Below are 25,982 nucleotides of genomic sequence, written 5' to 3' on the forward strand. Positions count from 1 at the left end.
CCGCATGGTCAATCTGACGCGCATCTACACCCGCACCGGCGACGACGGCACCACCGCGCTGGGCGACATGAGCCGCACGACCAAGACCGACCCGCGCCTGGTCGCGTACGCGGACACCAACGAGGCCAACGCCGCGATCGGCGTGGCGATCGCCGCCGGCGCGCTGCCCGAGGACGTGGTCACCGTGCTGACCCGGGTGCAGAACGACCTCTTCGACGTCGGCGCCGATCTGGCCACCCCGGTGGTGGAGGACCCGCCCTCGTCCCGTTCCAGGGTGGCCCCGCCGCTGCGGGTCGAGCAGTCCTACATCGACAAGCTCGAAGGGGACTGCGACCACTACCTGGAGACGCTGGAGAAGCTCCGCAGCTTCATCCTGCCCGGCGGCGCCCCCGGCGCCGCGTACCTGCACCTGGCCTGCACCGTGGTGCGCCGGGCCGAGCGGGCCACCTGGGCGGCGATCGACACCCACGGGGACACCGTCAACCCGCTGACCGCCAAGTACCTCAACCGGCTGTCCGACCTGCTGTTCATCCTGGCCCGCTCGGCCAACAAGGAGCGCGGCGACGTGCTCTGGGTGCCGGGCGAGAACCGCTGAGCCCCGGCGGTCCGGCGGCTCAGCGGTCCGGGCTCAGCGGTCCGACCGCTCGGGGGTCTTCCAGCCGGTGATCCGGCCGTCCTCGACGATCGCGCCGGCCGGCGGCTGCTTGGGCCAGAGCGTGTAACTGGCGGCGATCGCCGTGTTCACCGCCGCGGCGATGCCCAGCTTCCAGTACCACTGGTCGAACACCTCGCTCCCGGGGGCGTCCGTGAGCAGCTTCAGCGTGGTGATCAGGGTGATCGTGATCGCCACCGAGACCAGGGTGCGCCGGCAGACCTGCCACTCGTAGCGGCTCCGGTCGGCGCCGTACTTCGGTGCGGGCAGCGGCGCGGGCCCGCCGGCGAAGCGGTGCAGGAAGCGGGCGTCGGCCCAGCGGACCACGGACGGGCCGTAGCCGACCGAGAAGCCCAGGTAGCTCGCGGCGAGCGCGTGCGTCCAGGAGGCGGTGGCGCCGCCGTGCAGGTCGAACAGGGTGAGGAGGAAGAGGACGAGGTCGATCACGGGCAGCCCGACCAGCAGGACGGTGCTCACCGTGCGCCACCGCAGCAGGTAGCGGGTGGCGAGGCCGAGGGCGAGGACCACCCAGAAGGCGACCTCGGCGGAGAGGATGAGGGTGACGATCATGGTCTGCTCCGACGTTCGGTGATGCCTCCAGACTCCCGGAGCACCCTCGCGCGCGCGTCGTCGCCGGGGACGGACCCGGGCTGCACCTTTCGATGTAGCCGGACTCCTCCCGGCACCGGAGCCGGGCGGCGGGCCGGGATGATCTGATGGGGGCGTGCGCAGACCGACACCCACCCCACGGCAGGTCGACGCGGGCATCGCGCTCGGTGGCGTGCTCGGCGGGCTGCTGCTGATCGCCTTCCAGGTGTACGACCACTCCTCGGCCATCCCGCGCTGGCAGGTGCTGCCGGCCCTGCTGGCCATGGCAGCGCTGGAGCTGGTCCGGCGGACCCGGCCGATCCTGGTCGCGGTGCTCGGCGGGCTGGTCTTCGCCGGGAGCATCTTCTCCGGCGCGCTGCTGGCGACCACCATGATGTACACCGACCTGCTCTACGCGGCGGTGGTGTACGGCCCCCGCCGGATGTCGCCGATCCTCCACGCCACCGGCACCGCCTCGGTCCTGGTGCTGAGCACCCTGGCGTTCGTCTACGGCGGTCCGAGCACGGCGGTGACGGTGGTGGTGGTCACCACCCTGGTCTTCCTGGGCCCGCTGTGGACCGCCGACATCGTGCGCAAGCACCGGGAGCAGGCGGAGGCCGAGCGGCTGCGGGCGGAACAGACCGCGCTGCTCTCGGAGCTGGACCGGCGCGAGGCGGTGGTCGCCGAACGGGCGCGGATGGCCCGCGAGCTGCACGACGTGGTGGCCAACCACCTGTCGGCGATCGCGATCCACGCGACCGGCGCCCAGTCGGTGGCCCGGCGTCAGCACCGGCCGGCCGACGATCCGCTGGTGGAGGTGCTCGGGGTGATCCGGGAGAACAGCGTCCAGGGATTGGCCGAAATGCGCCGCATCATCGGGCTGCTGCGCGACAGCGGCGGCGGCGAGGCCGACGAGTCGTACGCCGCACCGGACCTCGCGGCGGTGGACGCGCTGCTCGCCAAAGCGCGGGCGGCCGGGCAGGACGTCGGGCTGGGCTTCGAGCTGGCCGAGCGGGGGGAGCGCGGCGACCTGCCGGTGCCGGTGGAGCTGGCGGCGTACCGGATCGTGCAGGAGTCGCTGACCAACGCGCTCAAGCACGCCGGCCCGGGGGAGGTGCGGGTCCTGCTGGACTTCCGCCCCGAGGAGCTGCGGATCACCGTGGACAGCCCGTTCCGCCAGGGGGCCGGGCAGGCCCTGCCGGGCGCCCGGGCGGGGCTGGTCGGCATGGCGGAGCGGGCCTCGCTACTGGGCGGCGGCTTCGAGGCCGGGCCGCGGGGCGACAGCTGGAGCGTGCGCGCGGTGCTGCCGCGGGCGCTGACGACGGAGGAAGGAGCGGGGCGGGCATGACGATCCGGGTGCTGGTCGCGGAGGACCAGGCGGCGGTCCGGGCGGCGCTGGTGATGATCCTGCGCGCCGAGCCGGGCCTGGAGGTGGTCGGGCAGGCGGCGGACGGCGAGGAGGCCGTCCGGCTGGCGCTGGAGCTGCGGCCGGACGTCGTCCTGATGGACGTGCAGATGCCGCGGCTGGACGGCGTCTCGGCGACCCGTCAGGTGGTGGCGGCCGGGGCGTCGCAGGTCCTGGTGCTGACCACCTTCGACCTGGACGAGTACGTCTACGGCGCGCTGCGGGCCGGGGCGGCCGGCTTCCTGCTGAAGGACCTGGAGGCGGACACCCTGGTGGAGGGCATCCGCACGGTGGCCCGCGGGGACGGCATGCTGGCGCCCTCGGTGACCCGGCGGCTGATCGGCACCTTCGCCCGACCGGGCCGGGTGGTGGGGCCGGAGGTGCGGGCGGCGGTGGACGGGCTGACGCCGCGCGAGCGGGAGGTGCTGGCCTGCCTCGGCGCCGGCCTGTCGAACGGTGAGATCGCCGGGCGGCTGGCGATGGCGGAGGCGACCACCAAGACGCACGTCAGCCGGATCCTGGCGAAGCTGCGGCTGCGCAGCCGGGTGCAGGCGGCGATCCTCGCCCAGGACCTCGGCCTGATGATCTGATCGACCGATTTGCTCAGCTGACCGGGTCGGGCGCAGATCACACCCTCGGATGGCACCACGGGCCGCGTGCGGAGGCTAAAGTCCGGCCCATGAGCGATGCGGCTCGGTGGGCGACCCCTGCCTTGAGCCGCCTTCAGGGGCCCGCCCATCCGGGCGGCGACGGCATCGGGAGACCAAGCCATGAGCAGTGCGTCCAGCAAGCAGATCGCCGTGATCGGTGCCGGCCTGATGGGCGCCGGCATCGCCCAGGTCTCCGCCCAGGCCGGGCACCCGGTGGTTCTGCGCGACGTGACCGAGGAGGCGCTGCGGCGCGGCCTGGACGGCATCCGCGCCTCGTACGACAAGTTCGTCTCCAAGGGCAGGCTCACGGCGGAGGACGCCGAGGCGGCGCTCGGCCGGATCACCACCACCACCGACCTGGGCGCGGTCGCCGAGGCCGACATCGTGGTCGAGGCCGTCTTCGAGCAGCTGGACGTCAAGGAGGGCGTCTTCAAGGAGCTCGACAAGCTCGCCAAGGACGGCGCGGTGCTCGCCTCCAACACCTCCGCCATCCCGATCACCCGGATCGCCGCCGCCACCTCGCGCCCCGAGTCGGTCGTCGGCGTGCACTTCTTCTCGCCGGTGCCGCTGATGAAGCTGGTCGAGCTGGTCCGCGGCTACAAGACCAGCGACGAGACGCTGGCCGCCGCCCGCGCCTTCGCCGAGGGCGTCGGCAAGGAGGTCGTGGTGGTCAACCGCGACGTGGCAGGCTTCGTCACCACCCGCCTGATCACCGCGCTGGTGGTCGAGGCCGCCAAGCTCTACGAGTCGGGCGTCGCCACCGCCGAGGACATCGACACCGCCTGCCGCCTCGGCTTCGGCCACCCGATGGGCCCGCTGGAGACCGCCGACCTGACCGGCGTCGACATCCTGCTGCACGCCGCGCGGAACATCTACAACGAGACCCAGGACGAGAAGTTCGCCGCCCCGGAGATCATGGCGCGCATGGTCACCGCCGGTGACCTCGGCCGCAAGAGCGGGCGCGGCTTCTACCCGTACGCGGGCAAGTGACGCCGGGCCGGTGAGCCGGTGAACGGGCGGGCCGTGCGGTCGCGGAACCGTACGGCCCGCCGTTCCGGGAGCGGGTGAGTTTCCTCACGCCGGGTACCGCAGACGGGTGATTTGGGCGGTAATCGAGCGTAGGTGTGGAGAGTTCCTGCGTATATTCCCTCGGACGAGTGAAGTTGCTTCAGATCCGGCCGCAACCAGCAACCCGGGGGGCCGGCTCGCCGTCAGATGGATGACAGGGGAACCCGGCATTCCGGCCGGGGCCGGCGCGTGGGGCCGCGGGGCCCGCCCGGCGCCCGGACCGCCACCGCCCCTCCGGCCCGAGACCGGTCGGCGACACCCGGACCCACCGACACCCGCACACCCGTACCCCCGGCCCGCCACGCGGAGGAGGAGAGCATGCGCATCACCGGCGACCACGCGGCGCTGGCCATCGAAGGCCGCCTCGACGTGCGCACCGCCGCCGACGCGCGGGCCCGGCTGCACCAGGCCGTCGACGGCGGCCTCGGCGACCTCGTCCTCGACCTCGCCCGCCTGGAGTTCTGGGACGCCACCGGCCTCGGCGTGATCATGGGCACCCACCGCCGGGCCGGCCGGATCGGCCGCCGCCTGGTGCTCCGCTCGGTCCCCGCCCAGCTCCAGCGCCTGCTGGTGGCCACCCGGCTGCACCGCATCCTCGCCGTCGAGGGCGCCGCCGTCGACGCCCGCGGAGCCACCCTCCCGGCCCTCTGACCGCCGCCCTTCGGGCCCTCCGACCGTCCTCCGACCGCCCTCCGGCCGCCCGCCGCCCGCCGGGCCCGGGAACGGCCGGGGCACGACGCTGCGCGGGCGGGGGCGGATGTGCGAGAGTCTGGCGGTCAGGACACGGCCGCCCGGCCCGCCCTTGCCGGGCGCGGCGGCCGCTGCGGGGTGACGGCGCGAGCGTGGGGCGGAGCAGAACGTGGCACAGCCAACCGGTGACTTCCGGCAGGAGTCCGTGCGCACCCGGAGCGGTGAACTGGTCTCCGGCGCACTGCTGGTGACCGTCGGCGGCCCCGAGGGCTCCGAGGTGCGGCCCTGCCCCGAGGAGTGGCGCCCCCGGCCCCGCCGCACCGGACCCGGCGCGCCCGGTCGCGGCCCGGGCGGCGACGCCGACCGCCGGGTCGGCCCGCTCGCCCTCGGCGCCGGGCCCGCCGACCTGCCGCTGCTCGACCGCGAGGCGGACATCGCCCAACTGCTCGGCCTGCTCGCCGAAGGCCGCTCCATACGCCTGGTCGGCCAGGCCGGCTCCGGCCGCAGCGCCCTGCTGTCGGCCGTCGCCGAGGCGGCCGGCGGCCTCGCCCCCGGCGGCGTCGTCCAGCTCTGCGGCCACCGCCGCACCGCCGCCGACCTGCTCCAGGACCTCTTCGCGGCCACCCACCACGCCCCCGGCTACCGCCCCGATCCGGGTCAGCTCGTCGACCACCTCGCCCGGGTCAGCGCGATCGTCGTCATCGACGAGGTCGCGCCCGCCGGCGCCGAACTGGAGGCGCTGCTCGGCGCCGCCCCCGACTGCGCCTTCCTGATCTCCGGCGCCCCGGACGGCCCGCTGCTCCCGGCGGACTCCCGGCTCCGGGACCACCTGGTCGCCGGCCTCTCCCGGCCCGCCTGCCTGGCCCTCGCCGCCCGGCTGGCCGGGCGGCCCCTGGACGCGGCCGAGAAGGCCTGGGCGGTGGACCTCTGGTTCGAGTCCGAGGGCCTGCCGCTGCGCTTCGTCCAGGCCGCCGCGCTGCTGCGCCAGCGGGACGTCGCGGTGGACGCGCTGGTCGCCGCCGAGGAGGACCGGATGGACGTCTTCGGGGCGGTGGAGGAGCCCGTCCACCACCCCGACCCGGCGGTCCACGAGGCCGCGCTGCGCGACACCGTGCCGCTGCCCTCGGTCGCCGAGTCCACGCTGCCCGCCGTCCGGCTCGCCGAGGGGCTGAGCGAGACCGGGCAGGCCGTGCTGAGGCTCGCCGTGGCGTTCGGCGGCGAGTGCCCGACCGCCCCGCACCTGCCCGCGCTGATCGACGTCGGGCAGGGCGAGAGCGCGCTCGCCGAACTCGCCGACGCCGGGCTCGCCGTCTCGATCGGCGGCCACCACCGGCTCACCGCCGGGGCGCTGGAACTGCTCGCCCCGCACTGGCCGGCCCGCGGCTGCGCCGACGGCGCCGCCCAGCACTTCGCCTGGTGGGTCGGCCACTCCTCGGTCTCGCTGCCGCAGATCGCCGCCGAGGCGGAGGTGGTGATCGGCGTCCTGCTGGCCGACCGGACCGCCGGACGGCACGACGCGGTGCTGCGGCTGGCCCGTGCGGCGGCCCCCGCGCTGGCGCTCGCGCTGCGCTGGGGGGCCTGGGAGCGCGCCCTGCAGCTCGGCCTGGAGGCCGCCCGGCGGACCGGCGACCGGCGCGCCGAGGCCTGGTTCCACCACGAGCTGGGGGTGTACGCCGTCTGCGCCCACGAACCCGGCCGGGCCACCGCCGAGTTGGAGGCCGCGCTGGCGCTGCGGGGCGCGATCGGCGAGCCGCGCGGGGTGGCCGGGGCGCGCCGGATGCTCGACCTGCTGCGCGCCGAGGGCCGGCAGCTGCCGCCCGCCGCGCCGGCCAAGGCGGCGCCGGTCCGCCGGCCCGGGCTGCGGGCCATCGCCCGGGTGCCGCTGCGGTTCGGGAACAAGCGCACGGCGATCGCCGCCTCGGCGGCGGTCCTGGCGCTGGGTGTGCTCGGCACGGCGGTCGGGATGACCGCGGCCGACCGGGAGAAGGGCAACGACCCGCACAGCAGCAGCGACGACGGCTCCCTGCTGCCCGGCGCGGGCGCCTCGCCGCGCTCCACCGCGCCGCGGCCGTCGCCGTCCGCGCCGTCCTCGTCGAGCGCCGACGGGCCCTCGGAGGGGGCGGGCGGGCAGGCCCCGGAGGAGCCGGAGGACGGATCCGCGCCGAGCGGTGCCTCGCGGACGCCGTCCGGTTCGTCCTCGCCCTCGGCGTCGAAGCGGCCGAGCCGCTCGCCGAGCCCGGGGGAGAGCACCACCGCCGCGTCGTCCCAGCCCCCGGCCCCGAACCCGCCGCAGCCCCCGGCGGGCGGCACCGGCGGCGGTGCCGCAGGCGGGACGGGCGGCGGGGGAACCACAGGAGGGACGAGCGGGGGGACGGCCGGGGGCGGCGGGAGCACCGGCGGGACCCCGCCGACCGGCGGGACCGCTCAGCCGACGGTTCCCCCGACGACCCCCGGGCCCAGCCAGACCGCCACCCAGACGCCCACGGAGACGGCCGCGCCGTCGGGCTCGGCGAGCCCGACGGCGTCCACTCCGGCTCCGCCGACCGGTCCGTGACCGGGCCGGGTCAGAACAGCTTCAGCTTGTCGTCGTCGATGCCGCGCAGACCGTCGTAGTCCAGGACCACGCAACCGATGCCGCGGTCGGTGGCCAGCACGCGGGCCTGCGGCTTGATCTCCTGCGCGGCGAAGACGCCCTTCACCGGCGCCAGCAGCGGGTCCCGGTTGAGCAGCTCCAGGTACCGGGTGAGCTGCTCGACACCGTCGATCTCACCGCGCCGCTTGATCTCGACGGCGACCGTCGTGCCGTCCGCGTCGCGGCACAGGATGTCCACCGGGCCGATCGCGGTCGGGTACTCGCGGCGGATCAGCGACCAGCCGGGGCCGAGCACCTCCATCCGGTCCGCGAGCAGCTCCTGGAGGTGGGCCTCGACGCCGTCCTTGATGAGGCCGGGATCCACGCCCAGTTCGTGCGAGGAGTCGTGCAGCACCTCCTCCAGCGTGATGATGAGCTTCTCACCGGCCTTGTTCTCCACCGTCCAGACCCCGTCGGCCTCCTTGAGGGCGCACGGCGGGGACATCCAGTTGAGCGGCTTGTAGGCGCGGTCGTCGGCGTGGATGCTGACGCTGCCGTCGGCCTTGACCAGGATGAGCCTGGTGGCGGAGGGCAGATGGGCGGAGAGCCGACCGGCATAGTCGACTGAGCAGCGGGCAATTACGAGACGCACGGTCGACCACGCTAGCCCACCGGGGCCAGTTGATGCGATTCCACGACGACCGGGTGAAGAATCCGCGAACCCCGCCACGATGGATGCCCTGCGATCCCGCGAATGCCCGTCGGCACCCTGGCGGCCACCACCATAGGCCGCTACGGTGTGTGACGGATTGCTTGCGGGAGTGCTGTCAACGGGGATGGAGACTTCAGATGAACGATCCGACAGGATCAGGCCAATGTGGTGCACACGGGCGCATTCCCGGAGCAATCCACTGGAATCACCGGCCTGGCTCGTCGTTGACTGCCACGCTGTTCTGAGCGGCCGGCGCCCCGACCGACGTCCCTCGATCGGTCGGCGGCGCCCCCGCCTCGACGCGGTGCCGGAAACACGGCCGTCCGACGGCGTCACAGCCGTCCGACGGCGTTCCGGACACACACGCGTCCACCCTCACCCTCAGCTTGGACTTGGACTACGCATCCCCACCCGGGCGCCGCGCGGGTGGACCGCGAGAGGAGAACCCATGTCGCTCGACGTCTCACCGGCCCTGCTGGAGAAGGCCGAGCGGGACGAGGTCGACGAGCGGGAGTTCGTCGACTGCGTCCGCGTCTCCCTGCCGTACGCCTGGGAGCTGATCAGCTCGCTGGTCGCCCAGACGGAGGTCGACGGCACCGACTTCGCCGACAACCAGGTACCGCCGCCCAGCGAGCAGGCCCGCGGGCAGCTCCTGCGGGCACTCGCCAGCAACGCCATCCGGGGTGCCCTGGAGCGGCACTTCGGTGTCGAGCTGGCCTTCCAGAACTGTCACCGGGTGGCGGTGTTCCGGCCGTCCTCCGCCAACAAGAAGCGCTACGAGCGCTTCACGTCGGTCCGCGAGCAGCTGCTCAACCAGTCCGACGAACTGCGCGACTGCTAGGCCGTGTCTGACAATTCCCGCCGGGCGCACGGCGTCAGGGCACGCACGCCCCCAGCCTCCGGCCGGGAGGTACCCCCACGCCGCGTTGTCGTCGGTCGCCGATGGCCCCCAGCCTTCGGCCGGGAGGTGCCCCCACCGCATGGACTCCGCCCCCAGCCTTCGGCCGGGAGGTGCCCCCACCTCCGCCTTGCGATGCACGCACCCTGACGCCGCACGCTGATCCGACGCGAATTGTCAGACGCGCCCTAGGTGTACTGACCACGGAGGTTGGTGACGGGGTTCACGGCCAGGTGATCTTGAAATGAGTGAGGGCCTTCTGGCTCGGTGTGGATTGCGACATCTGCACCAGCGCCAGAAAGGCCCTCATGCCACACCGTAACGCACCGCTGACCGAGACCGGACGCCTGCGCCTGGCCCGCTGCGTGGTCAAGGACGGCTGGCCGCTGCGGCGGGCCGCCGAACGCTTCCAGGTCTCACCCACCACGGCCAAGCGCTGGGCCGACCGCTACCGCATGCTGGGCGAAGCGGGCATGAGCGACCGCTCCAGCCGCCCGCACCACAGCCCGCGCCGGACCCCGACCCGCACCGAGCGGCGGATCATCAAGGTCCGCGTCCTGCGACGCTGGGGGCCGGCGCGCATCGCCTACCTGCTCCGCCTGAACCCGGCCACCGTTCACCGTGTCCTGACCCGCTACCGCCTCGCCCGTCTGGCGCACCTGGACCGCGTGACCGGCCGAGCCGTGCGCCGCTACGAGCGCTCCACACCAGGGGAGTTGGTGCACGTCGACATCAAGAAGCTCGGCAACATCCCGGACGGTGGCGGCCACAGGAGCCTGGGCCGCCAGGCCGGCCGCAAGAACCGCTCCGGCGCCGGCTACAGCTACCTCCACAACGCCGTGGACGACCACTCCCGCCTGGCCTACAGCGAGATCCTGGCCGACGAGCGCAAGGAGACCGCGACCGCGTTCTGGACCCGGGCGAACGAGTTCTTCGCCCGGGCCGGAATCACCGTCCAGCGAGTGCTGACCGACAACGGCGCCTGCTACAAGTCACACGCCTGGCGTGATGCCCTCGCAGCCGAGGGCATCACGCACAAACGCACCCGCCCCTACCGACCGCAGACCAACGGCAAGGTCGAACGCTTCAACCGCACCCTGCTCGACGAATGGGCCTACGCACGGCCCTACCGCACCGACCAGGAACGCCGGGACGCCTACCCCGACTGGCTCCACACCTACAATCACCACCGCGGACACACCGCACTCGCAGGCAAGCCACCCGCCAGCCGTGTCCCCAACCTCACGGGTCAGTACACCTAGGGCCTTCGGACCGCGCCGGGCTGCCGCCGCGGTTCAGCTCAGCTGCGGGAGGACCTCGGAGCCGAGCCGGGCGATGTTGTGCAGGGTCGCCTCCCGGTCGCCGCTGCCCTCGGCGAGCAGGGCGAAACGGCGGATGCCGGTCCTTTCGGCGGTGGCCAGGAGCCGGTCCGCGCACTGCCTCGGCGTGCCGACGGCGTGCAGGTCGCAGAGCAGCTCGGTGTACTGGCGCGGGTCGCGCATCGTGCGCTCCCGGCCGTCCACCGTGCGGTGGGCGCCGAGGCCGAACTCGAACCAGCCGGGCATCGCCCGCAGGAGTGTGGCCCGGGCCGCCGAGGTGCGGTCGTCGACCTGGGCCACCCCGGCCGCGACGTGCCGGCGGCTGATCCGGCGCAGCTGCTCCTCGCCGCGCCCGGCCGCCAGCCAGGCGGAACGATACAGCTCCAGCATGCGCAGCTTGTCCTCGTCGCCGGAGTGCATGCCGAGCAGCATCGGCAGGCCGCGTTCGGCCGCGGTGCGGACCCCGCCGGGCGAGGTGCAGGCGACCACCACCGGGGGCCCGGCCGCCGGGCGGCCGGCGGTGGTGAGGTGCTCCTCGGCGGGGCCGTCGGCGTCCTGGCGCTGACGGGGGAAGCGCAGCACCCCGGTCCGCCGGTCGAGGCCCAGCCAGGCGCCGAGGTCCGGGCGCCGGGGCGGTTCGGTGGCCCGGGGCACCACGGCCACCTCGGGGAAGCTGAACTGCGGTCCGGCCGCACCCACCCGGGAGCCGCGCAGCCAGCGCAGCAGCAGGTCGAGCCGCTCCGGGAACCCCGCCTCGAAGGCGTCCACGCCGCTGCCGAAGACGTCCAGGTCGATCCACGGGCCGCCGCGCCCCACCCCGAGCGTGAAGCGCCCGCCGGAGGTGAGGTGGAGCAGCGCGGCCTGTTCGCCGAGGGCCACCGGGTGCGCGGTGGAGAGCACGCTGACCGCCGTGCCGATGCCGATCCGCCTGGTCCGGCCGAGCAGCAGCGCGGCCAGGGTCGCGGCGTTCGGGCAGACCCCGTACGGCACGAAGTGGTGCTCGGCCAGCCAGACGCTGTCCAGTCCCGCCTGTTCGGCCGCGACGGCGGCGCGCACGGTGCGGTCCAGTGCCTCGCCGTGCGTCTGGCCGGGGAACTGGGCGGAGAGCAGGAAGGCGCCGACCCGGACCGGTCCGGTGTCCGCGGTGGCGGGGCCGGTGCCCTGGACCGCCGGTCGTGGGGTTCCGGGGGTGGTGGCGGCGACGGCCGTGATGGTGCTGCTTCTGGTCATTTCTGAGGCCTCCTCGGGTGCGCGCAGGGTCTGCGGGCCCCGCCTGTCCCCTCGTGAGTAGCCGATGTCATGTGCCAATGGCACGCCGGAGCACCAATTTCCCGGAGAAACGGGTGGATCTCCCGGGAAACACCCGATCATCGTCCGATGCCGTGATAGTGGCCCGGCCGGGCGGCGTCCGGCCGTAGGCTGGAACGGTTCCCGCACCCCGTGGAGAGGTAACCGCCGTGTCGCCCCGACGCAACCGGATCAAGAGCGCCGCCGACCGTGACCAGGCGGAGCCCGCCGCACCGCTGGGCGGTGCGATGCGCCGGACCGAGAACTACCAGGGCGACGACTGGGTGGTGCAGACGGTCGCGGGGACCGCCGGCCGGTACTACCGCTGCCCGGGCTGCGACCAGGAGATCCCGCCCGGGACGGGCCATGTGGTGGCCTGGCCGATGCACGGCGCGGGCGTGGACGACCGGCGGCACTGGCACCGGGCCTGCTGGGGCGCGCGGGAGCGCCGGGCCTCGAACCTCCTCCGCGGCCGCGGCGCTCCCAGGTACTGACCCGCGGGACCGGCCCGCCCGGGCTCAGGCGTCGCGCTTCTTCAGCACCAGCGCCCCGCCGACCAGCGCGGCGAGCGTCCAGGCCAGGCAGATGACGAAGCCCGCCAGCGGCCCGTACGGCTGGCCGCTCTGCTCGTAGACCAGCAGCATCCGCGAGCCCGCGTAGTCGGGGAAGTAGTGGGCGACGGTCTTGGCGCCCGGCACCGCCGAGAGGATCGGCGAGAGCAGGAAGAAGAACGGCACCAGCACGCCGAGCGCCAGGGTCTGGTTGTGCAGCATCGCGGTGACGCCGGCCGAGAACAGGCAGAGCATCGTGAGGTAGAGCGCGGCGCCGAACACCGCGCGCAGCACGTTCGGCTCGCCCAGCGAGGTGGAGTGCTCGCCGAGCAGCGCCTGGCCGACGAAGAAGGTGAGGAAGGCCGTCACCAGCGAGACGGCCAGGGCGAGCGTGCCGAGCACCACGGCCTTGCCGGTGAGCAGGGTGCCGCGCTGCGGGACGGCGGCCAGGGTGACCCGGATCATCCCGCTGCTGTACTCGTTGCCGACCGCCAGCACGCCGAAGACGATGATGGCCAGCTCGCCGAGCATGATGCCGGCGAAGGACGTGCCGGTCGCGTCGAACGGGGAGCTGTCGCTGCGGAACTCCTCGAAGTTGTTGTTGGTGAGCAGCGACAGCAGGGCGCCGACGCCGAGGGTGACCACGAAGGTCAGCGCGAGGGTCCAGACCGTCGAGCGGACGCTGCGGATCTTGGTCCACTCGGAGCGCAGGACCGCGGGGAAGGACGCCATCTCAGTTCTCCTCCGTGCTGCGGGAAGCGGGCTGCCCGCTCCGGTCGCCCTTCCAGTCGGCGCCCCAGGCGCCGGGTGCGCCGGCCGCGTCGCGCCCCGGCCCGTCGCCGGCGTGGTACTCGACCGCGTCGGCCGTCATCTGCATGAACGCCACCTCCAGCGAGGCCTGCTGCGGGCTGAGCTCGTGCAGCACCAGGCCGTTCGCGGCGGCCAGCTCGCCGAGCGCCGCGAGGTCGCCGTCGACCACCTCGTACGAGCCGTCCGGGCCGGGTTCGTGCCGCAGCCCGGCGCCGGCCAGGACGTCGAGCAGCCGCTCGGGCTGCGGGCTGCGCAGCCGCACCGCGGAGCGGGAGTTGCGGCGGATGAACTCGGCCATCGGCAGGTCGGCGAGCAGCCGGCCCTTGCCGATGACCACCAGGTGGTCGGCGGTGACGGCCATCTCGCTCATCAGGTGGGAGGAGACGAAGACGGTGCGGCCCTCGGAGGCGAGGCGCTTCATGAGGTTGCGGATCCAGAGGATGCCCTCCGGGTCGAGGCCGTTGACCGGTTCGTCGAACATGACGATCTCCGGGTCGCCGAGCAGCGCGCTGGCGATGCCGAGGCGCTGGCCCATGCCGAGCGAGAAGCCGCGGGCGCGTTTGCGGGCGACCGGGGTGAGGCCGACCAGGGCGAGCACCTCGTCCACCCGGCGTTCGGGGATCCGGTTGCTCTGGGCGAGCCAGAGCAGGTGGTCGCGGGCGGTGCGGCCGGGGTGGACGGCCTTGGCCTCCAGCAGGGCGCCGATGTACTTGAGCGGTTCGCTCAGCTGTCCGTACCTCCTGCCGTCGATGGTGACCCGGCCGCCGGTGGGGCGGTCGAGGTCGAGGATCATGCGCATGGTGGTGGACTTGCCGGCGCCGTTGGGCCCGAGGAAGCCGGTGACCACCCCCTGGGGGACCTTGAAGCTCAGCCGGTCCACGGCCAGTGTCTTCCCGTAGCGTTTGGTCAGGTCGTGCAACTCGATCATGGAAGCTCCCTCACTCTCCGTCAGGCTATGACATAGCGGACAAGGCGGCCCGCTGAGTGGGCCCGCCGGGCGCTCCGGAATACGGTGGCCCCATGACCCAGCTCCCCTCCGCAGTGTCGGTCCGCGAGAGCGGCACCGGAACACCCCTCGTGCTGCTGCACGCCTTCCCGCTCAACGCCGCCATGTGGTCCGCCCAACTGGACGCGCTGCCCGGTCCGGCCGGGGACAGGGCCCGGGTGATCGCCCCCGACCAGCGCGGCTTCGGCGGCAGCGGACTGGGCTCCGTAGAGCCCTCGCTGGAGACCGTCGCCGACGACGTCGCCCGGCTGCTGGACGCCTCCGGGATCGACCGGGCGGTGCTCGGCGGACTCTCCATGGGCGGGTACGTCGCGATGGCCTTCGCCGAGCGGCACCCGGACCGGCTGGCCGGCCTGCTGCTGGCCAACACCAAGGCCACCGCCGATCCGCAGGCCGCCAAGGAGAACCGGGAGCGGATCGCCTCCGCCGTCCTGGCCCGGGACAGCGTCCGGCTGCTGCTCGACGAGCGGGTGGCGCAGGGCCAGCTCGCCCCGGGCTCGCAGCACCTGGCCGACCGGGTGCAGGAGTTGGTCGCCGCCGCCCCGCCGGCCTCCGTGGCCTGGGCGCAGCGGGCCATGGCGGCCCGCCCGGAGCGCCTCGACGTCCTGGCCGGCCTGCGGGTGCCGGCCGCCGTGGTGGCGGGCGCCGACGACGCGCTGATGCCGCCCGCCGAGGCGGAGCTGATGGTGCGGGCCCTGCCGGACGCGGAGCTGACGGTGCTCCCCGGGGTCGGCCACCTGAGCGCGATCGAGGCGCCGGAGGCGTTCGACGCGGTGGCGCTGCGACTGCTGGAGCGGGTGGCGGCGGGATGAGGGAGGAGCGGGCGGAGGCCGGCGGCTGGGACTTCTCCGCGCTGGAGGTGACCGGCCGGATGCCGGTGACCAACCGGGCCGATGGGCTGCTCGAACTGACCCTGGAGCCGCTGGGCGAGGACTACTGGCTGCGCCCGGGGGAGACGTTCATCGTCACCTCGTACGGGGACTACGGGCCCGGGCACCCCTTCGAGGTGCAGTACTGGCCGGACTCGGTGTCGGTCTGGTGCACCTCGTGGTTCGGGACGGTGTCGGACGACGAGGGCAACCAGCTGAGCTGCGGGCACCAGCGCCCGGACGGCGCCTACCCGCGCTGAGCGGAGCCGAGGAAGGCCCAGGAAAGGGGACGGCCCCCGCCCGGGGAGGGCGGGGGCCGTCGGGGCCTGCGGGCCGCGTCAGCGCGACTGCTGGGCGGGCACGCCCATGGTGTCGTCGTTCGGCAGCGAGGCGGCGGCCACGGCCGCGCCGGTCAGCGTCGCCAGCATCTCGCGGACGTTGGTCAGCTGGGCGTTGATGCTGTCGCGGCGGTTGGTGAGCGCCGCCAGCTCGCGCTCGGATTCGCTGCGGATGCGGTCGGCCTTGGCGTTGGCGTCGGCCACGATGTCCTCGGACTGGCGCTGGGCCGTCTCGACGGTCTGGCGGGCGCGGCGCTCGGCGTCGGTGCGCAGCTTCTCCGCCTCCAGGCGGAGCTGCTCGGCGCGGTGCTCGATCTCGGCCAGCCGCTTCTCGGCCTTGGCCTGACGGGCGGCCAGGTCGCGCTCGGACTGCTCGCGGCGCTTGGCCAGGTTGGTCTCGAACTCCAGCGCGGCCTGGGCGGCCTTGGTGCGGGTCTCCTCGAAGAGGGCGTCCGCCTCCTCGCGCTTGTTCTGGGCGTCCTTGTTGGCCTCGGCGCGCAGCTGGGCGGCGTCGCTCTTGGCCTTGTCGACGATCCGCAGGCCCTCGTCCTCCGCCTTGGCCTTGCGGTCCTTGGCGTAGTTCTCGGCCTCGGTGCGGACCTGCTGGGCGGCCGCCTCGGCGAGCTCGCGGTGCTGCTCGGCGGCGCGGTGCGCCTCCTCGCGCAGGTCCTTGGCCTCCTCCTCGGCGAGCCGCAGGATCTTCTCGACCCGGGCACCGAGACCGGCGTACGACGGCTCGGACTCGGCGACCGCGGCCTGGGCGGTCTGGGTCTCCAGGTGGAGCTCCTCGATGCGCTTCTCGAGGGCGCTGATCCGGGTCAAGGCACTGTCACGGTCGGCCACCAGCTTGGTGATCCGCTCGTCGACCTGGGCGCGCTCGTACCCACGGCGCACCAGGTCGAAGCCGTGAGGGGAGTGACTGTCGCTCATGGGGTTCTGGGCTTCCTGTCGTCAAACCGCTGAGGTGGTTGAGGGAATCCTGACACGGTACCGGAGTGTCGGCGACGAAACGCCGTCGTCCCGCGGACAATGTCCGCTCAATCGGGTGGTGCGTTCTTGGAGCGATTGCCACCCGATCGGGGAGAGCCAATTCCGGCACCGGCCTTGGCACCCCCGTCCTTCTTGGTGCTGCTTCCCCCGTTGGCCTGTGCGACCGGTGACGGCGCCTCGAAGGCCTCCAGGGCGGACAGCACGTCCTGCACCCTGGAGATCTCGGTGTTGATGTCCTTGCGGCGGCGCACCAGTTCGTCCAGCTCGCGCCGGCCCTCGTCGGTGGCCCGCTTCGCCTCGGCCCGCGCCTCGGCGAGCAGCCGCTCGGCCTCCGCCTTCGCCAGCTCGACCTGCTCGTCGGCGGCCCGGTCGGCGGCCCGCAGCCGCTTCTCGGCCTCGGCCGACGCCGAGTCCAGCCGCTCCTCCGCCTCGTCCTGGGCGGACTTCAGCTTGGCCTCGGCCTTGATGATCAGGGCCTCGGCGCGGTCGGTGGAGCTGGAGAGCTTGGTCTCGGCCTCCTTCAGCAGCCCCTCGGCCTTGCGGACGGCCGAGAGCCGGACCTTGCTGGCCTCCGAGGACGCCTCCGACGTCAGCTCGTTGGCGCGGTCCTCGGCGGCCGCGACCAGCGCCGCCGCCCGGTCCTCGGCCTCGGCGACGGTGGCCACCGCCTGCTCCTCGGCCTCGGTCAGCTGCTCCTGGGCGGCCGTCACCAGCGCGTCCACCCGCTCGCCGGCCGACTTCATGGCCTGCGCGTTCTCCTTGCGGGCGCGCTCGTGCAGGGCCTCCACCTCGGCGTCGGTGCGCTCGCGCAGCTCCTCGGCGCGCTCGCGGATCCCGGTGGCGTCCCGGCGGGCCTCGGAGAGCAGCGCGTCGGCGTCGGCCCGGCCCTTCTCGACGGCCTCCTGCCCGGCGGCCTCGCCGGCCGCGACCAGCCGGTCGGCCTCCTTGCGGGCGGCGGCGACCATCGCGTCCGCCTGCTCCTCGGCGGCGGCGGTGGTGGCCAGCGCGGTGGTCCGGGCGTCCTCGCCGAGCGACTCGGCGTCCGCGAAGGCCTTCTCCAGCACGGACTTGGCCCGCTCGCGGGTGGCCTTGTCGAACTGCTCGGCGGTCTCGCGGACCTCGGCGTCGTAGGCGTCGGCGCGGCCGTGGGTGGCCGTGTCGTAGTCGTCGGCCAGGGTACGGGTGGCGAGCGCGTACTCCTCGGCCTCGGCGCGCAGCGCGGCGGCGAACTCCTCCGCCTCGGCGACGGTGCCGGCGGCCCGCTCCTCGCCGGCGGCCACCGTCCGGGCGGCCAGCTGCTCGGACTCGGCGCGCTGCTGCTCGGCGGCCTCCAGGGCGGCGCGCAGGGTGTCCTCGGCCTCGGTGCGCAGCTGCTGGTCGTAGCCCTGCGCCTCGGCGCGCAGCCGGGCCAGCTCGGCCTCGGCGGCCTCGTGGTCGGCGGCCAGCTCCAGCTCGGTCTGCTCGCGCAGGGCGGTCGTCTCGGCGTCGGTCCTGGCGCGCAGGTCGGCGGTCTCGCGCTCGGCGGTCTCGCGCAGCCGGGCCACGTCGTGGTCGGCGGTGGCGCGCAGGTCGGCGGTCTCGCGGTCGGCGAGCGCCCGCAGCTCGGTGGTCTCCCGGTCGGCGGTGTCGCGCACCTCGGCGGCGGCGCGCTCGGCCTGCTCGCGCAGCTCCTCGGCGTCCCGTTCGGCGGTGGCCCGCAGCTCGGCGATCTGCTGGGAGGCGGTCTCGTGCAGCCCGGCCACCGACTGGCGGACCTCGGCGGCCTCCTCCTCGGCGGCCTCGACCAGGGTGGCGGCCTCGGTGCGGCCGGCCTCGACCAGCTCCTCGCCGTCGCGGCGGGCCTGCTCCAGCTCCTCGCCGGCCCCGGTGCGGATCGCCGCGGCGGCGGCGCGGGCCTCGGACAGCTCGCGGCCGGCCTCGGCGCGGACCGTCTCGGCCTGCTCCGCGGCGAGCGCCAGCTCGGCCGTGCCGCGCTCGCGCAGCTCCTTGGCGGCGGCGTCGGCCTTGGCGAGGCGCTGTTCGGCGGTGGTTTCGGCGGCTTCGAGGGCGCGTTCGGCCTCGGCCTGGAGGCGGGAGGTCTCGGTGGCGGTGCGCTCGGTCAGCTCCGCGGCGGCGGTTTCGGCTTCGGTGCGGACGTGTTCGGCGTGGGCGTCGGCGGCCTCGCGGACGGCGGCCGTTTCGGTGGCGGTGCGCTCGGTCAGCTCCGCCGCGGCCGCCTCGGACTGCTCGCGCGCGGTGGTGGCGGCGGACAGCTGCTCGGCGGTCTCCTCGCGCTCCCGGAGCAGCCCGGCCGCGGCCTCCTCGCGCTCGCGCCGGCTCTCCTCGCGCAGCGCCTCGGCGGCGGCCTCGGCCTCGGCCCTGGCCCTGGCGGCCTCGGCGTCGGCCTCGGTGCGCACCCGCTCGGCGTCGGCCACCGCGGCGTCGCGGACGGCGTTCGCCTCGGCCTGCGCGTCGGTCCGCAGCGCCTCGGCGGCGGCGTTCGCCTCCGTGCGCACCCGCTGGTCGAACTCGGTCGCCTCGCGGCGCAGTTCGGCGGTGTCGCGTTCGGCGGCGGCCCGGTTCTCGGCGGCCGCGGCCTTGGCGGCGGTGAGCGCGTCCCGGCCCTGCTGCTCGGCGGCGGCGGTGGTCTTCGCGGCCTCCGCGCGGGCCCGCTCCAGGGTCTGCTCGGCCCGGCCCTGGGTCTCGGCGGCCTGCTCCTTGGCGTGCTCGCGCAGCCGCTCGATCTCGGCGGCGGCGCCCGCGCGCAGCTCGTCCGCGTCGGACTTGGCCTTGGTGAGCAGTTCCTCGGCGCTCTTCGCCGACTCCTCGATCTGCACCACGGCCTGCCGGCGGGCCTCGCCGCGCACCCGGTCGGCCTCGGCGGCGGCCTGCGAGCGCAGCTCCTCCGCCTCGGCGCGCAGCCGGGCGGCCTCGTCCTGCATCTCCTGGATCCGCTCGCGGATCGCGGCGGCGTCGTCCAGGGCGGCGTTCTGGGCGGCCTCGACGGCGGCCCGCGCCTGCTCGCGCAGCCGCTCGGCCTCGGAGGCGGCCTCGGCGCGGATCCGCTCGGCCTCGGAGGTCGCGCCGGTACGGGCGGCCTCGGCGTCCTGGCCGGCCCGGTCGAGCATCTCCTCGGCGGCCTTGGCGGCCTTGGCCAGGTGGGCGGCGGCCTCGGTGGCACCGGCAGCCCGGCCGGCCTCCTCGGCCTCCCCGCGCAGCCGTTCGGCGGCGGCCTCGGCCTGCGCCCGCAGCTCGGCGACGTCCCGCTCGGCCTGGGCGCGCATCTCGGCGATCGCGGCCTCGGCCTCGGTCCGCAGCTGTCCGGCCACCGACTCGGCGGTGGCGCGCAGCCGCTCGCTCTCCTCGGCGGCGGCGGCCTTGGCGGCCTCCGCCTCGGCCTGCTTGGTGGTGGCCTCGGCGCGGATCGCGTCGGCCTCCTTGGTCGCCTGGGCGACCATCCGGGCCACCTCGGCCCGGGCGGTCTGCGAGCGCTGCTCGTTGGCGGCCTCGCCGTCGGCGACCTTCCGTACGGCGGCGGCCTCGGCGTCGGCCTGCAGCTGCTCGGCGGCGGCCTCGGCCCGCGCCCGCAGTTCGACGGCCTCGGCGTGGGCCCGCTCGGCCTCGGCGACGGCCTCGGCGCGCAGCCGTGCTATCTCCGCCTGGGCGTGGTCCAGCTCCTGCCGGGCACGGCCCTGCTCGGCGGCGGCGGTCTCCTTGAGCCGGCCGATCTCGGCCCGGGCGGCGGCCAGCTGCTGCTCGGCGGCGGTGTGCGCGGCGGCGAGCTGCTGCTGAGCCTCGCCGCGCGCGGCGTCCACGTCGGCGGCGGCCTGGGCGCCGGCCTGCTGGGCCTGCTCGGAGGCGGCCCGCAGCAGTCGCTCGGCGTCGCTCTGGGCGCGCTGGAGGGCGGCCTCGGCGGCGGCCTGGGCCTCGCCGCGGGCGGCGTCCACGTCGGCGGCGGTCTGCGCGCGGGCGTGGTCGGAGAGCGCGGCGGCCTCGGCGCGGGCGGCGGCCATCATCCGGTCGGACTCGGCGCGGGCCTCCTGCAGCAGGCGCTGGGCCTCCTGCTCGGTGCCGGCCCGGGTCTGCTCGGCCCAGTTGACGTTCTCGTTGACGTGCTGCTCGGCGCTGCGCCGCAGCTCGGCGAGCTCCTCCTCCAGCTGGCGGCGACGGGCGGCCAGCTCGGCCTCCAGCCGGGCGGTGCGCTCGGCGGCCTCGGCCATGATCCGCTGGGTGGCGGCCTGGGAGTCGCGCAGCTGGCGCTCGGCGTCGGCGCGCAGCTGCTGCGCCTGCATCTCGGCGGTGCGGAGCATCTGCTCGGCCTGGCCGGACACGGCGTCGAAGGCGCGCGGCTGGGCGAGCATGCGGCGGGACTCGTGCAGCTTGGCCCGGAGCACCTCCACCTGGTAGGCGAGGTCCTCGGCATGCTCGACTGCCTTGTCCCGCTCCTTCCGAGTCCGATCCATCTCGGCCTCGAACTGGGAGAGGTGATCGTCAACCTCGTAGCGGTCGTAGCCCCGCACTCCGCGGTCCCATCCATCTCCTGGTTGCGTCCTCGACCCGGCCGGTCCGCGCTCCCGTTGTCCGGGCACGGTCCGACTGGTCCTTGCATCCGCGCCGTCCGGACACCCCCGCCTAGCCGGGGACGCCCGCCGCGGTCGTCGGAGTCCGGGGCGGGAGCGCGGTCGATCCGCATTCCCCCGTCCGGGTGGACTCCTGGGCGAACTCTTGCCTTGTGGAGAATGGTGACAGATCCGTCTTGCGACTGTTCAGCCGTGCCCGCGTAATGGACTCCCCTGCGACGGGCCTCCCACCGGGGCGGACGGGCCTGTCTTCGGCCGTGCCCGTCGTCCCCGTCCCCCGGAGTCTTCGCGCACCTGGGCATTGTAGTGGGAGCGTCTTGCGGGGGAATGGTCGCGTGGGGGTTTTCCGGGTTGTCCGGTGAGGTTACTGACGGGTCATGAGGGTGGCGGGGCGGCGGACGGCCGGGTGCCGCCCCGCGGCGGCGGCGGACCTCAGTGCGCGTCGGGCCCGGCGGCGGTGACCAGCTCGGTCAGCACCCCGCCGCAGTCCTTGGGGTGCAGGAAGGTGATCCGCGAGCCCATCGAGCCGGTGCGCGGCTGGTCGTAGAGGACCCGCACGCCCTTGGCCCGGATGTCCTCGGAGTCGGCGTCGACGTCGGCGGTGCCGAAGGCGATGTGGTGGACGCCCTCGCCGTTCTTCGCCAGCCACTTGCCGACCGGGGAGTCCTCGCGGATCGGCTCCAGCAGCTGGAGGTACGAGGCGCCGCCGTCGCCGGTGTCGTTGATCTTGAGCATGGCCTCGCGGACGCCCTGCTCCTCGTTGACCTCGCTGTGGAACACCTCGAAGCCGTAGGTGGCGCGGTAGAACTCGACCGTCTTGTCGAGGTCGCGGCAGGCGATGCCGATGTGGTCGATACGGGTGAGCACGGGGGCCTCCGGTCCGGGGACGGGTGCGACAGGACGGCAACAGTGCAGCGCATGCCGGACGGCGGCGCCAGCGATCGGGGTGCGAGCCTGCTCACACGGGCCGGGCGGCAGGGTTCACCCGGATCGACGCGGCACGGTGTTGACTGGACGGTGCCAGTGCGCTCGATCACATCTTGGGTCCGGTGACGGGCGGGTAACAGGTCAGTACATTGAGCGGAATCCTCCACCTGGCCACGACGTGCGAAGGGGCTCGTCCCATGACCAACACCACCTCAGTGATCGTCGCCGGGGCGCGCACCCCGATGGGCCGGCTGCTCGGCTCCCTCAAGGGCTTCTCCGGTGCCGAGCTCGGCGCCTTCGCGATCAAGGCGGCACTGGAGCGGGCCGGCGTCTCCGGCGACCAGGTCCAGTACGTGATCATGGGCCAGGTCCTGCAGGCCGGTGCCGGGCAGATCCCGGCCCGCCAGGCCGCGGTGAAGGCCGGGATCCCGATGAGCGTCCCGGCGCTCACCGTCAACAAGGTGTGCCTCTCCGGCCTGGACGCCATCGCGCTGGCCGACCAGCTGATCCGGGCCGGCGAGTTCGACATCGTGGTGGCCGGCGGCCAGGAGTCCATGACCAACGCCCCGCACCTGCTGCCGAAGTCCCGCGAGGGCTACAAGTACGGCGCGATCGAGTTGCTGGACTCGATGGCGCACGACGGCCTGACCGACGCCTACGAGAACATCCCGATGGGCGAGTCCACCGAGAAGCACAACACCCGCCTCGGCATCCCGCGCGAGGTCCAGGACGAGATCGCCGCCGCCTCGCACCAGCGGGCCGCCAAGGCGCAGGCCGACGGCGTCTTCGACGCCGAGATCGTCCCGGTGGAGATCCCGCAGCGCAGGGGCGAGCCGGTCCTGTTCAGCCAGGACGAGGGCATCCGGGCCGACACCACCGTCGAGGGCCTGGCCAAGCTGCGCCCGGCGTTCACCAAGGACGGCACCATCACCGCCGGCACCTCCTCGCAGATCTCGGACGGCGCCGCCGCCGTGGTCGTGATGAGCAAGGCCAAGGCCGAGGAGCTGGGCCTGAGCTGGATCGCCGAGATCGGCGCGCACGGCAACGTCGCCGGCCCGGACAACTCGCTGCAGTCGCAGCCGTCCAACGCGATCCGGCACGCGGTCGCCAAGGAGGGCATCGCCGTCGAGGACCTCGACCTGATCGAGATCAACGAGGCCTTCGCCGCCGTCGCCCACCAGTCGACGAAGGACCTCGGCGTCCCGTCCGAGATCGTCAACGTCAACGGCGGCGCGATCGCGCTCGGCCACCCGATCGGCATGTCCGGCGCCCGGGTGGTGCTGCACCTCGCGCTGGAGCTGCAGCGCCGCGGCGGCGGCGTCGGCGCGGCCGCGCTGTGCGGCGGCGGCGGCCAGGGCGACGCGCTGATCGTCCGGGTGCCCAAGGCCTGACGTCCGGCACCACGACCGATTCTCCGGGGCTGCGGACCGCCACGAGCGGGCCGCGGCCCCTCGGCGCAAGGAGCAGCCACAGATGATCGATGTGCCGACCCTGGTCGAGCAGGCCCGGCAGGGCCGTCCGCGGGCGGTCGCCCGCCTGATCTCGCTGGTCGAGAACGCCGCGCCCGAGCTGCGCGAGGTGATGGCCGCGCTGGCGCCGTACACCGGGCACGCCTACACCGTCGGCCTGACCGGCTCGCCGGGCGTGGGCAAGTCCACCTCCACCTCGGCGCTGGTCTCCGCCTACCGGCGGCTGGGCAAGCGGGTCGGCGTGCTGGCGGTCGACCCGTCCTCGCCGTTCTCCGGCGGCGCCCTGCTCGGCGACCGGGTCCGGATGCAGGACCACGCCACCGACTCCGAGGTGTTCATCCGCTCGATGGCCACCCGCGGCCACCTCGGCGGGCTCTCCTGGGCCGCCCCGCAGGCGCTGCGGGTGCTGGACGCGGCCGGCTGCGACGTCATCCTGGTGGAGACGGTCGGCGTCGGCCAGTCCGAGGTGGAGATCGCCGCGCAGGCCGACACCACGGTGGTGCTGCTCGCGCCCGGGATGGGCGACGGCATCCAGGCCGCCAAGGCCGGGATCCTGGAGATCGGCGACCTGTTCGTGGTCAACAAGGCCGACCGGGACGGCGCCGACGCCACCGCCCGGGAGCTGAACCACATGCTGGGCCTGGGCGAGGCCCGGGAGCCGGGGGACTGGCGCCCGCCGATCGTGAAGACCGTCGCGGCCCGGGGCGAGGGCGTGGACGAGGTGGTCGAGGCGCTGGAGAAGCACCGCGCCTGGCTGGACGAGCACGGCGAGCTGGCCGTGCGGCGCCGGCGCCGGGCCGCCGACGAGATCGAGGCGATCGCGCTGGCCGCACTGCGCGCCCGGATCGGCGACCTGCACGGCGACCGGCAGCTGGCCGCGCTGGCCGAGCGGGTGGTGGCCGGCGAGCTGGACCCGTACGGCGCGGCCGACCGGCTGGTGGCGGACCTGACCGCGGGCTGACCCGGCCGCGGGCCGACCCGACCGTGAGCTGATCGGCCCGTGAGCCGATCGGCCCCGGGGGGGCGCCGGCCCCCGGTCCGTCCGGCCGTCCGCTCAGCCGCGGCCGCGCAGGCCCCGCAGGTGCTCGGCGACCGGGGCCAGCGCCTCGTACATCGCGTCGAGCTGCTCGGGGGAGAAGCGGTCGATGAAGTGCGCGCGGACGCTGCGCACGTGGCAGGGCGCGACCCGCTGCATGGTCTCCCAGCCCTGCTCGGTGAGGTGGGCGTAGAGGCCGCGCCGGTCGCCGGGACACTCCTGGCGCAGCACCAGCCCGGCGGTCTCCATCCGGGTGATCTGGTGCGAGAGCCGGCTCTTCGACTGGAGCGTGGCGGTGGCCAGGTCGGTCATCCGCATCCGCCGCTCGGGAGCCTCGGAGAGTACCACCAGGATCTCGTAGTCGTTGATCGCCAGGTTGTGCGGCTGGAGTTCACGGCTGAGCTGGTAGTCCAGCAGCTTGGCGACCTCCAGATGGGCGCGCCACAACCGCTGCTCCCGGGCGGTCAGCCAGGGGGTCTCCTCCTCGGGCCGTTCGGGCGCCGGGGCCGAGAGGTCTGCGGGGTCGATCGTGTGCGTCTCCATGGGGCCAGGATACCGCATTTAGTTCAATGTTGTACGACTTTCCCCGTGCGGACATCCGGCGACCGCCGGGATCCGGCCACGGTGCGGCGGGGTGTCCCGCCGCGCCGCGGCCGCCGCGGTCAGATCCCGAAACGCCGTCCGAGGTCGCCCAGGTTACCGAGACCGGGCACGTTCACGTTGGGCAGTTGGCCGCCGTGTCCCGACGGGTGCTGGGGCGGCACCCCGCCCATCGGCACCCCGGCCTCGGCGTGCACCTGGCCGACCGCCCGCTCGGCCATCAGCACCTCGGTCGACTGCAGCAGCACCTGGCCGGCGCCGATGAACTCGAACTGGTGCTCCTCGCCGGACGCCCCGCCCAGCCCGGTGAGCCGGCGCAGGCCGCCGATCAGCCCGTGCATGTAGTCGTGGTCGTAGTGGTGGCACGGCGCCGGGCAGTCCGCCCAGCCGACCAGCGCCTGCGGGTCCACCCGGATCGGCGGCTCGACGAAGTGCACCGGCCCGTTGGAGGCGGCGACGAACTTGCCGCTGCCGATCAGGGTCAGGAAGCCCGGGATGATCGACTGCTTGAGCTTCAGGGTGGGCTCGTAGGCCAGCAGGTTCCCCGAGCGGACCGTCAGGTTCCCCTCCTCCAGGTCGTAGGAGTTGAGGTCGAAGGCCCGGTCGGCCAGCAGCAGCTTGCCGCGCCCCTCGGCGACCACCCAGTCCGCCGCGTGCATCGGCGAGTTGAAGTTCCCCATCAGCCGGTCGGCCACGCCGGCGCCGACGCCCTTGAAGGAGATGTCGCCGTAGTAGGCGATCATCTTGCCCTTCTGCAGGAAGTACGAGCCGTTGAGGTCCACGGAGAAGGCGTACGGGTTGACGTTGTCGTTGGACGGCAGGCTGTGCGCGTCGTGCACCACCGGGCCGGAGCCGTCCTGCGCCTTGGGCAGCGGGGCCTGCGTGCCGCCGTACTGCTCCTGGGCGTACTGCTGCGGCGGCTGGGCGGGGTGGCCGGGCGGCGGGGGCGGCGGGTAGCCGCCCTGCTGGGGGTAGCCCTGCGGCGG

At 74.4% G+C, this 25,982-nt stretch carries 23 protein-coding genes; 13 read left to right on the plus strand and 10 right to left on the minus strand.

Features of this window, described 5'->3' with window-relative positions; genetic code table 11:
- Positions 1 to 4: 4 nt before the first annotated feature.
- Positions 5 to 595 carry a cob(I)yrinic acid a,c-diamide adenosyltransferase gene (locus ACFC0B_RS27905; RefSeq protein ID WP_376091449.1) on the plus strand — a complete coding sequence of 197 codons (591 nt, stop codon included), beginning with the start codon at positions 5 to 7 and terminating at the stop codon, positions 593 to 595.
- Between the two features lie 33 nt (positions 596 to 628).
- On the opposite strand, the gene ACFC0B_RS27910 is transcribed toward ACFC0B_RS27905, so the two are convergent.
- On the minus strand, positions 629 to 1,222 hold the full coding sequence (locus ACFC0B_RS27910) for a hypothetical protein (protein ID WP_376091452.1): 594 nt from the start codon (positions 1,220 to 1,222) through the stop codon (positions 629 to 631).
- Between the two features lie 154 nt (positions 1,223 to 1,376).
- Here ACFC0B_RS27910 and ACFC0B_RS27915 point away from each other — a divergent pair, with 154 nt between their 5' ends.
- From ACFC0B_RS27915 to ACFC0B_RS27935, 5 genes are all read left to right on the plus strand, one after another.
- Positions 1,377 to 2,588 (plus strand): sensor histidine kinase, encoded by a 1,212-nt coding sequence (locus tag ACFC0B_RS27915; protein ID WP_376091455.1) that lies wholly within the window; start codon positions 1,377 to 1,379, stop codon positions 2,586 to 2,588.
- The gene (locus ACFC0B_RS27920; protein ID WP_376091458.1) at positions 2,585 to 3,235 is read left to right on the plus strand and encodes a response regulator; all 651 of its coding nucleotides are present in this window, start codon (positions 2,585 to 2,587) and stop codon (positions 3,233 to 3,235) included. The genes ACFC0B_RS27915 and ACFC0B_RS27920 overlap by 4 nt, the downstream gene beginning before the upstream one ends.
- Before the next feature lie 180 nt (positions 3,236 to 3,415).
- Positions 3,416 to 4,285: a 3-hydroxyacyl-CoA dehydrogenase family protein gene (locus ACFC0B_RS27925; RefSeq protein ID WP_376091461.1), complete on the plus strand. Its 870-nt coding sequence runs from the start codon at positions 3,416 to 3,418 to the stop codon at positions 4,283 to 4,285.
- Between the two features lie 396 nt (positions 4,286 to 4,681).
- A complete protein-coding gene (locus ACFC0B_RS27930) occupies positions 4,682 to 5,014 on the plus strand; it encodes an STAS domain-containing protein (protein ID WP_376091463.1) in 333 nt (110 codons plus the stop codon).
- A gap of 208 nt (positions 5,015 to 5,222) precedes the next feature.
- Positions 5,223 to 7,607: an ATP-binding protein gene (locus tag ACFC0B_RS27935; RefSeq protein WP_376091466.1), complete on the plus strand. Its 2,385-nt coding sequence runs from the start codon at positions 5,223 to 5,225 to the stop codon at positions 7,605 to 7,607.
- Positions 7,608 to 7,617: 10 nt separating this feature from the next.
- Here the strand turns inward: ACFC0B_RS27935 and nucS are convergent, their stop codons facing one another.
- Positions 7,618 to 8,277: an endonuclease NucS gene (gene nucS / locus ACFC0B_RS27940; protein WP_376091469.1), complete on the minus strand. Its 660-nt coding sequence runs from the start codon at positions 8,275 to 8,277 to the stop codon at positions 7,618 to 7,620.
- Between the two features lie 508 nt (positions 8,278 to 8,785).
- Here nucS and ACFC0B_RS27945 point away from each other — a divergent pair.
- Both ACFC0B_RS27945 and ACFC0B_RS27950 read left to right on the plus strand, forming a co-directional pair.
- On the plus strand, positions 8,786 to 9,178 hold the full coding sequence (locus ACFC0B_RS27945; protein ID WP_376091472.1) for an SCO5389 family protein: 393 nt from the start codon (positions 8,786 to 8,788) through the stop codon (positions 9,176 to 9,178).
- Between the two features lie 365 nt (positions 9,179 to 9,543).
- Positions 9,544 to 10,497 (plus strand): IS481 family transposase, encoded by a 954-nt coding sequence (locus ACFC0B_RS27950; protein WP_376091475.1) that lies wholly within the window; start codon positions 9,544 to 9,546, stop codon positions 10,495 to 10,497.
- Between the two features lie 33 nt (positions 10,498 to 10,530).
- On the opposite strand, the gene ACFC0B_RS27955 is transcribed toward ACFC0B_RS27950, so the two are convergent.
- Complete coding sequence (locus tag ACFC0B_RS27955) at positions 10,531 to 11,784, minus strand: LLM class flavin-dependent oxidoreductase (protein ID WP_376091478.1); 1,254 nt, start codon at positions 11,782 to 11,784, stop codon at positions 10,531 to 10,533.
- Between the two features lie 227 nt (positions 11,785 to 12,011).
- Between ACFC0B_RS27955 and ACFC0B_RS27960 the strand changes: the two genes are divergently transcribed.
- Entirely contained in the window at positions 12,012 to 12,335 is a 324-nt protein-coding gene (locus ACFC0B_RS27960; RefSeq protein ID WP_376091481.1) for an ATP/GTP-binding protein, read from the plus strand.
- 24 nt (positions 12,336 to 12,359) lie between these two features.
- On the opposite strand, the gene ACFC0B_RS27965 is transcribed toward ACFC0B_RS27960, so the two are convergent.
- A complete protein-coding gene (locus tag ACFC0B_RS27965) occupies positions 12,360 to 13,124 on the minus strand; it encodes an ABC transporter permease subunit (RefSeq protein WP_376091484.1) in 765 nt (254 codons plus the stop codon).
- Between the two features lies 1 nt (position 13,125).
- A complete protein-coding gene (locus ACFC0B_RS27970) occupies positions 13,126 to 14,130 on the minus strand; it encodes an ABC transporter ATP-binding protein (protein ID WP_376091487.1) in 1,005 nt (334 codons plus the stop codon).
- Between the two features lie 92 nt (positions 14,131 to 14,222).
- Between ACFC0B_RS27970 and ACFC0B_RS27975 the strand changes: the two genes are divergently transcribed.
- On the plus strand, positions 14,223 to 15,020 hold the full coding sequence (locus tag ACFC0B_RS27975; RefSeq protein WP_376091490.1) for an alpha/beta fold hydrolase: 798 nt from the start codon (positions 14,223 to 14,225) through the stop codon (positions 15,018 to 15,020).
- Entirely contained in the window at positions 15,017 to 15,337 is a 321-nt protein-coding gene (locus tag ACFC0B_RS27980; protein WP_376091493.1) for a hypothetical protein, read from the plus strand. Before ACFC0B_RS27975 ends, ACFC0B_RS27980 begins: the two co-directional genes overlap by 4 nt.
- A 78-nt stretch (positions 15,338 to 15,415) precedes the next feature.
- Here the strand turns inward: ACFC0B_RS27980 and ACFC0B_RS27985 are convergent, their stop codons facing one another.
- The 3 genes from ACFC0B_RS27985 to mce form a co-directional block, all read right to left on the minus strand.
- On the minus strand, positions 15,416 to 16,345 hold the full coding sequence (locus ACFC0B_RS27985; protein ID WP_376091496.1) for a cellulose-binding protein: 930 nt from the start codon (positions 16,343 to 16,345) through the stop codon (positions 15,416 to 15,418).
- Positions 16,346 to 16,452: 107 nt separating this feature from the next.
- A complete protein-coding gene (locus ACFC0B_RS27990) occupies positions 16,453 to 20,904 on the minus strand; it encodes a hypothetical protein (protein WP_376091499.1) in 4,452 nt (1,483 codons plus the stop codon).
- A gap of 492 nt (positions 20,905 to 21,396) precedes the next feature.
- Complete coding sequence (gene mce, locus ACFC0B_RS27995) at positions 21,397 to 21,831, minus strand: methylmalonyl-CoA epimerase (RefSeq protein ID WP_376091502.1); 435 nt, start codon at positions 21,829 to 21,831, stop codon at positions 21,397 to 21,399.
- A gap of 257 nt (positions 21,832 to 22,088) precedes the next feature.
- Between mce and ACFC0B_RS28000 the strand changes: the two genes are divergently transcribed.
- Both ACFC0B_RS28000 and meaB read left to right on the plus strand, forming a co-directional pair.
- On the plus strand, positions 22,089 to 23,282 hold the full coding sequence (locus tag ACFC0B_RS28000) for an acetyl-CoA C-acetyltransferase (protein ID WP_376091505.1): 1,194 nt from the start codon (positions 22,089 to 22,091) through the stop codon (positions 23,280 to 23,282).
- Positions 23,283 to 23,364: 82 nt separating this feature from the next.
- Positions 23,365 to 24,321, plus strand: a complete 957-nt coding sequence (meaB, locus tag ACFC0B_RS28005) for a methylmalonyl Co-A mutase-associated GTPase MeaB (RefSeq protein ID WP_376091508.1) — start codon at positions 23,365 to 23,367, stop codon at positions 24,319 to 24,321.
- Positions 24,322 to 24,414: 93 nt separating this feature from the next.
- Here the strand turns inward: meaB and ACFC0B_RS28010 are convergent, their stop codons facing one another.
- On the minus strand, positions 24,415 to 24,939 hold the full coding sequence (locus ACFC0B_RS28010) for a MarR family winged helix-turn-helix transcriptional regulator (protein ID WP_376091511.1): 525 nt from the start codon (positions 24,937 to 24,939) through the stop codon (positions 24,415 to 24,417).
- 119 nt (positions 24,940 to 25,058) lie between these two features.
- Positions 25,059 to 25,868 (minus strand): AIM24 family protein, encoded by an 810-nt coding sequence (locus ACFC0B_RS28015; protein ID WP_376091714.1) that lies wholly within the window; start codon positions 25,866 to 25,868, stop codon positions 25,059 to 25,061.
- Positions 25,869 to 25,982: the final 114 nt, after the last annotated feature.

Source organism: Kitasatospora sp. NPDC056184, from assembly GCF_042268405.1.
In the GTDB taxonomy this organism is placed as follows: Bacteria; Actinomycetota; Actinomycetes; order Streptomycetales; family Streptomycetaceae; genus Kitasatospora.

What these genes read in the sequence shown, in the direction of transcription:
- ACFC0B_RS27905 (WP_376091449.1), top strand. Translation starts at nt 5, where the DNA reads ATGGTCAATCTGACGCGCATCTACACCCGCACCGGCGACGACGGCACC.
- ACFC0B_RS27910 (WP_376091452.1), bottom strand. Translation starts at nt 1,222, where the DNA reads ATGATCGTCACCCTCATCCTCTCCGCCGAGGTCGCCTTCTGGGTGGTC.
- ACFC0B_RS27920 (WP_376091458.1), top strand. Translation starts at nt 2,585, where the DNA reads ATGACGATCCGGGTGCTGGTCGCGGAGGACCAGGCGGCGGTCCGGGCG.
- ACFC0B_RS27925 (WP_376091461.1), top strand. Translation starts at nt 3,416, where the DNA reads ATGAGCAGTGCGTCCAGCAAGCAGATCGCCGTGATCGGTGCCGGCCTG.
- ACFC0B_RS27930 (WP_376091463.1), top strand. Translation starts at nt 4,682, where the DNA reads ATGCGCATCACCGGCGACCACGCGGCGCTGGCCATCGAAGGCCGCCTC.
- ACFC0B_RS27945 (WP_376091472.1), top strand. Translation starts at nt 8,786, where the DNA reads ATGTCGCTCGACGTCTCACCGGCCCTGCTGGAGAAGGCCGAGCGGGAC.
- ACFC0B_RS27950 (WP_376091475.1), top strand. Translation starts at nt 9,544, where the DNA reads ATGCCACACCGTAACGCACCGCTGACCGAGACCGGACGCCTGCGCCTG.
- ACFC0B_RS27955 (WP_376091478.1), bottom strand. Translation starts at nt 11,784, where the DNA reads ATGACCAGAAGCAGCACCATCACGGCCGTCGCCGCCACCACCCCCGGA.
- ACFC0B_RS27965 (WP_376091484.1), bottom strand. Translation starts at nt 13,124, where the DNA reads ATGGCGTCCTTCCCCGCGGTCCTGCGCTCCGAGTGGACCAAGATCCGC.
- ACFC0B_RS27970 (WP_376091487.1), bottom strand. Translation starts at nt 14,130, where the DNA reads ATGATCGAGTTGCACGACCTGACCAAACGCTACGGGAAGACACTGGCC.
- ACFC0B_RS27975 (WP_376091490.1), top strand. Translation starts at nt 14,223, where the DNA reads ATGACCCAGCTCCCCTCCGCAGTGTCGGTCCGCGAGAGCGGCACCGGA.
- ACFC0B_RS27980 (WP_376091493.1), top strand. Translation starts at nt 15,017, where the DNA reads ATGAGGGAGGAGCGGGCGGAGGCCGGCGGCTGGGACTTCTCCGCGCTG.
- ACFC0B_RS27985 (WP_376091496.1), bottom strand. Translation starts at nt 16,345, where the DNA reads ATGAGCGACAGTCACTCCCCTCACGGCTTCGACCTGGTGCGCCGTGGG.
- ACFC0B_RS28000 (WP_376091505.1), top strand. Translation starts at nt 22,089, where the DNA reads ATGACCAACACCACCTCAGTGATCGTCGCCGGGGCGCGCACCCCGATG.
- meaB (WP_376091508.1), top strand. Translation starts at nt 23,365, where the DNA reads ATGATCGATGTGCCGACCCTGGTCGAGCAGGCCCGGCAGGGCCGTCCG.
- ACFC0B_RS28010 (WP_376091511.1), bottom strand. Translation starts at nt 24,939, where the DNA reads ATGGAGACGCACACGATCGACCCCGCAGACCTCTCGGCCCCGGCGCCC.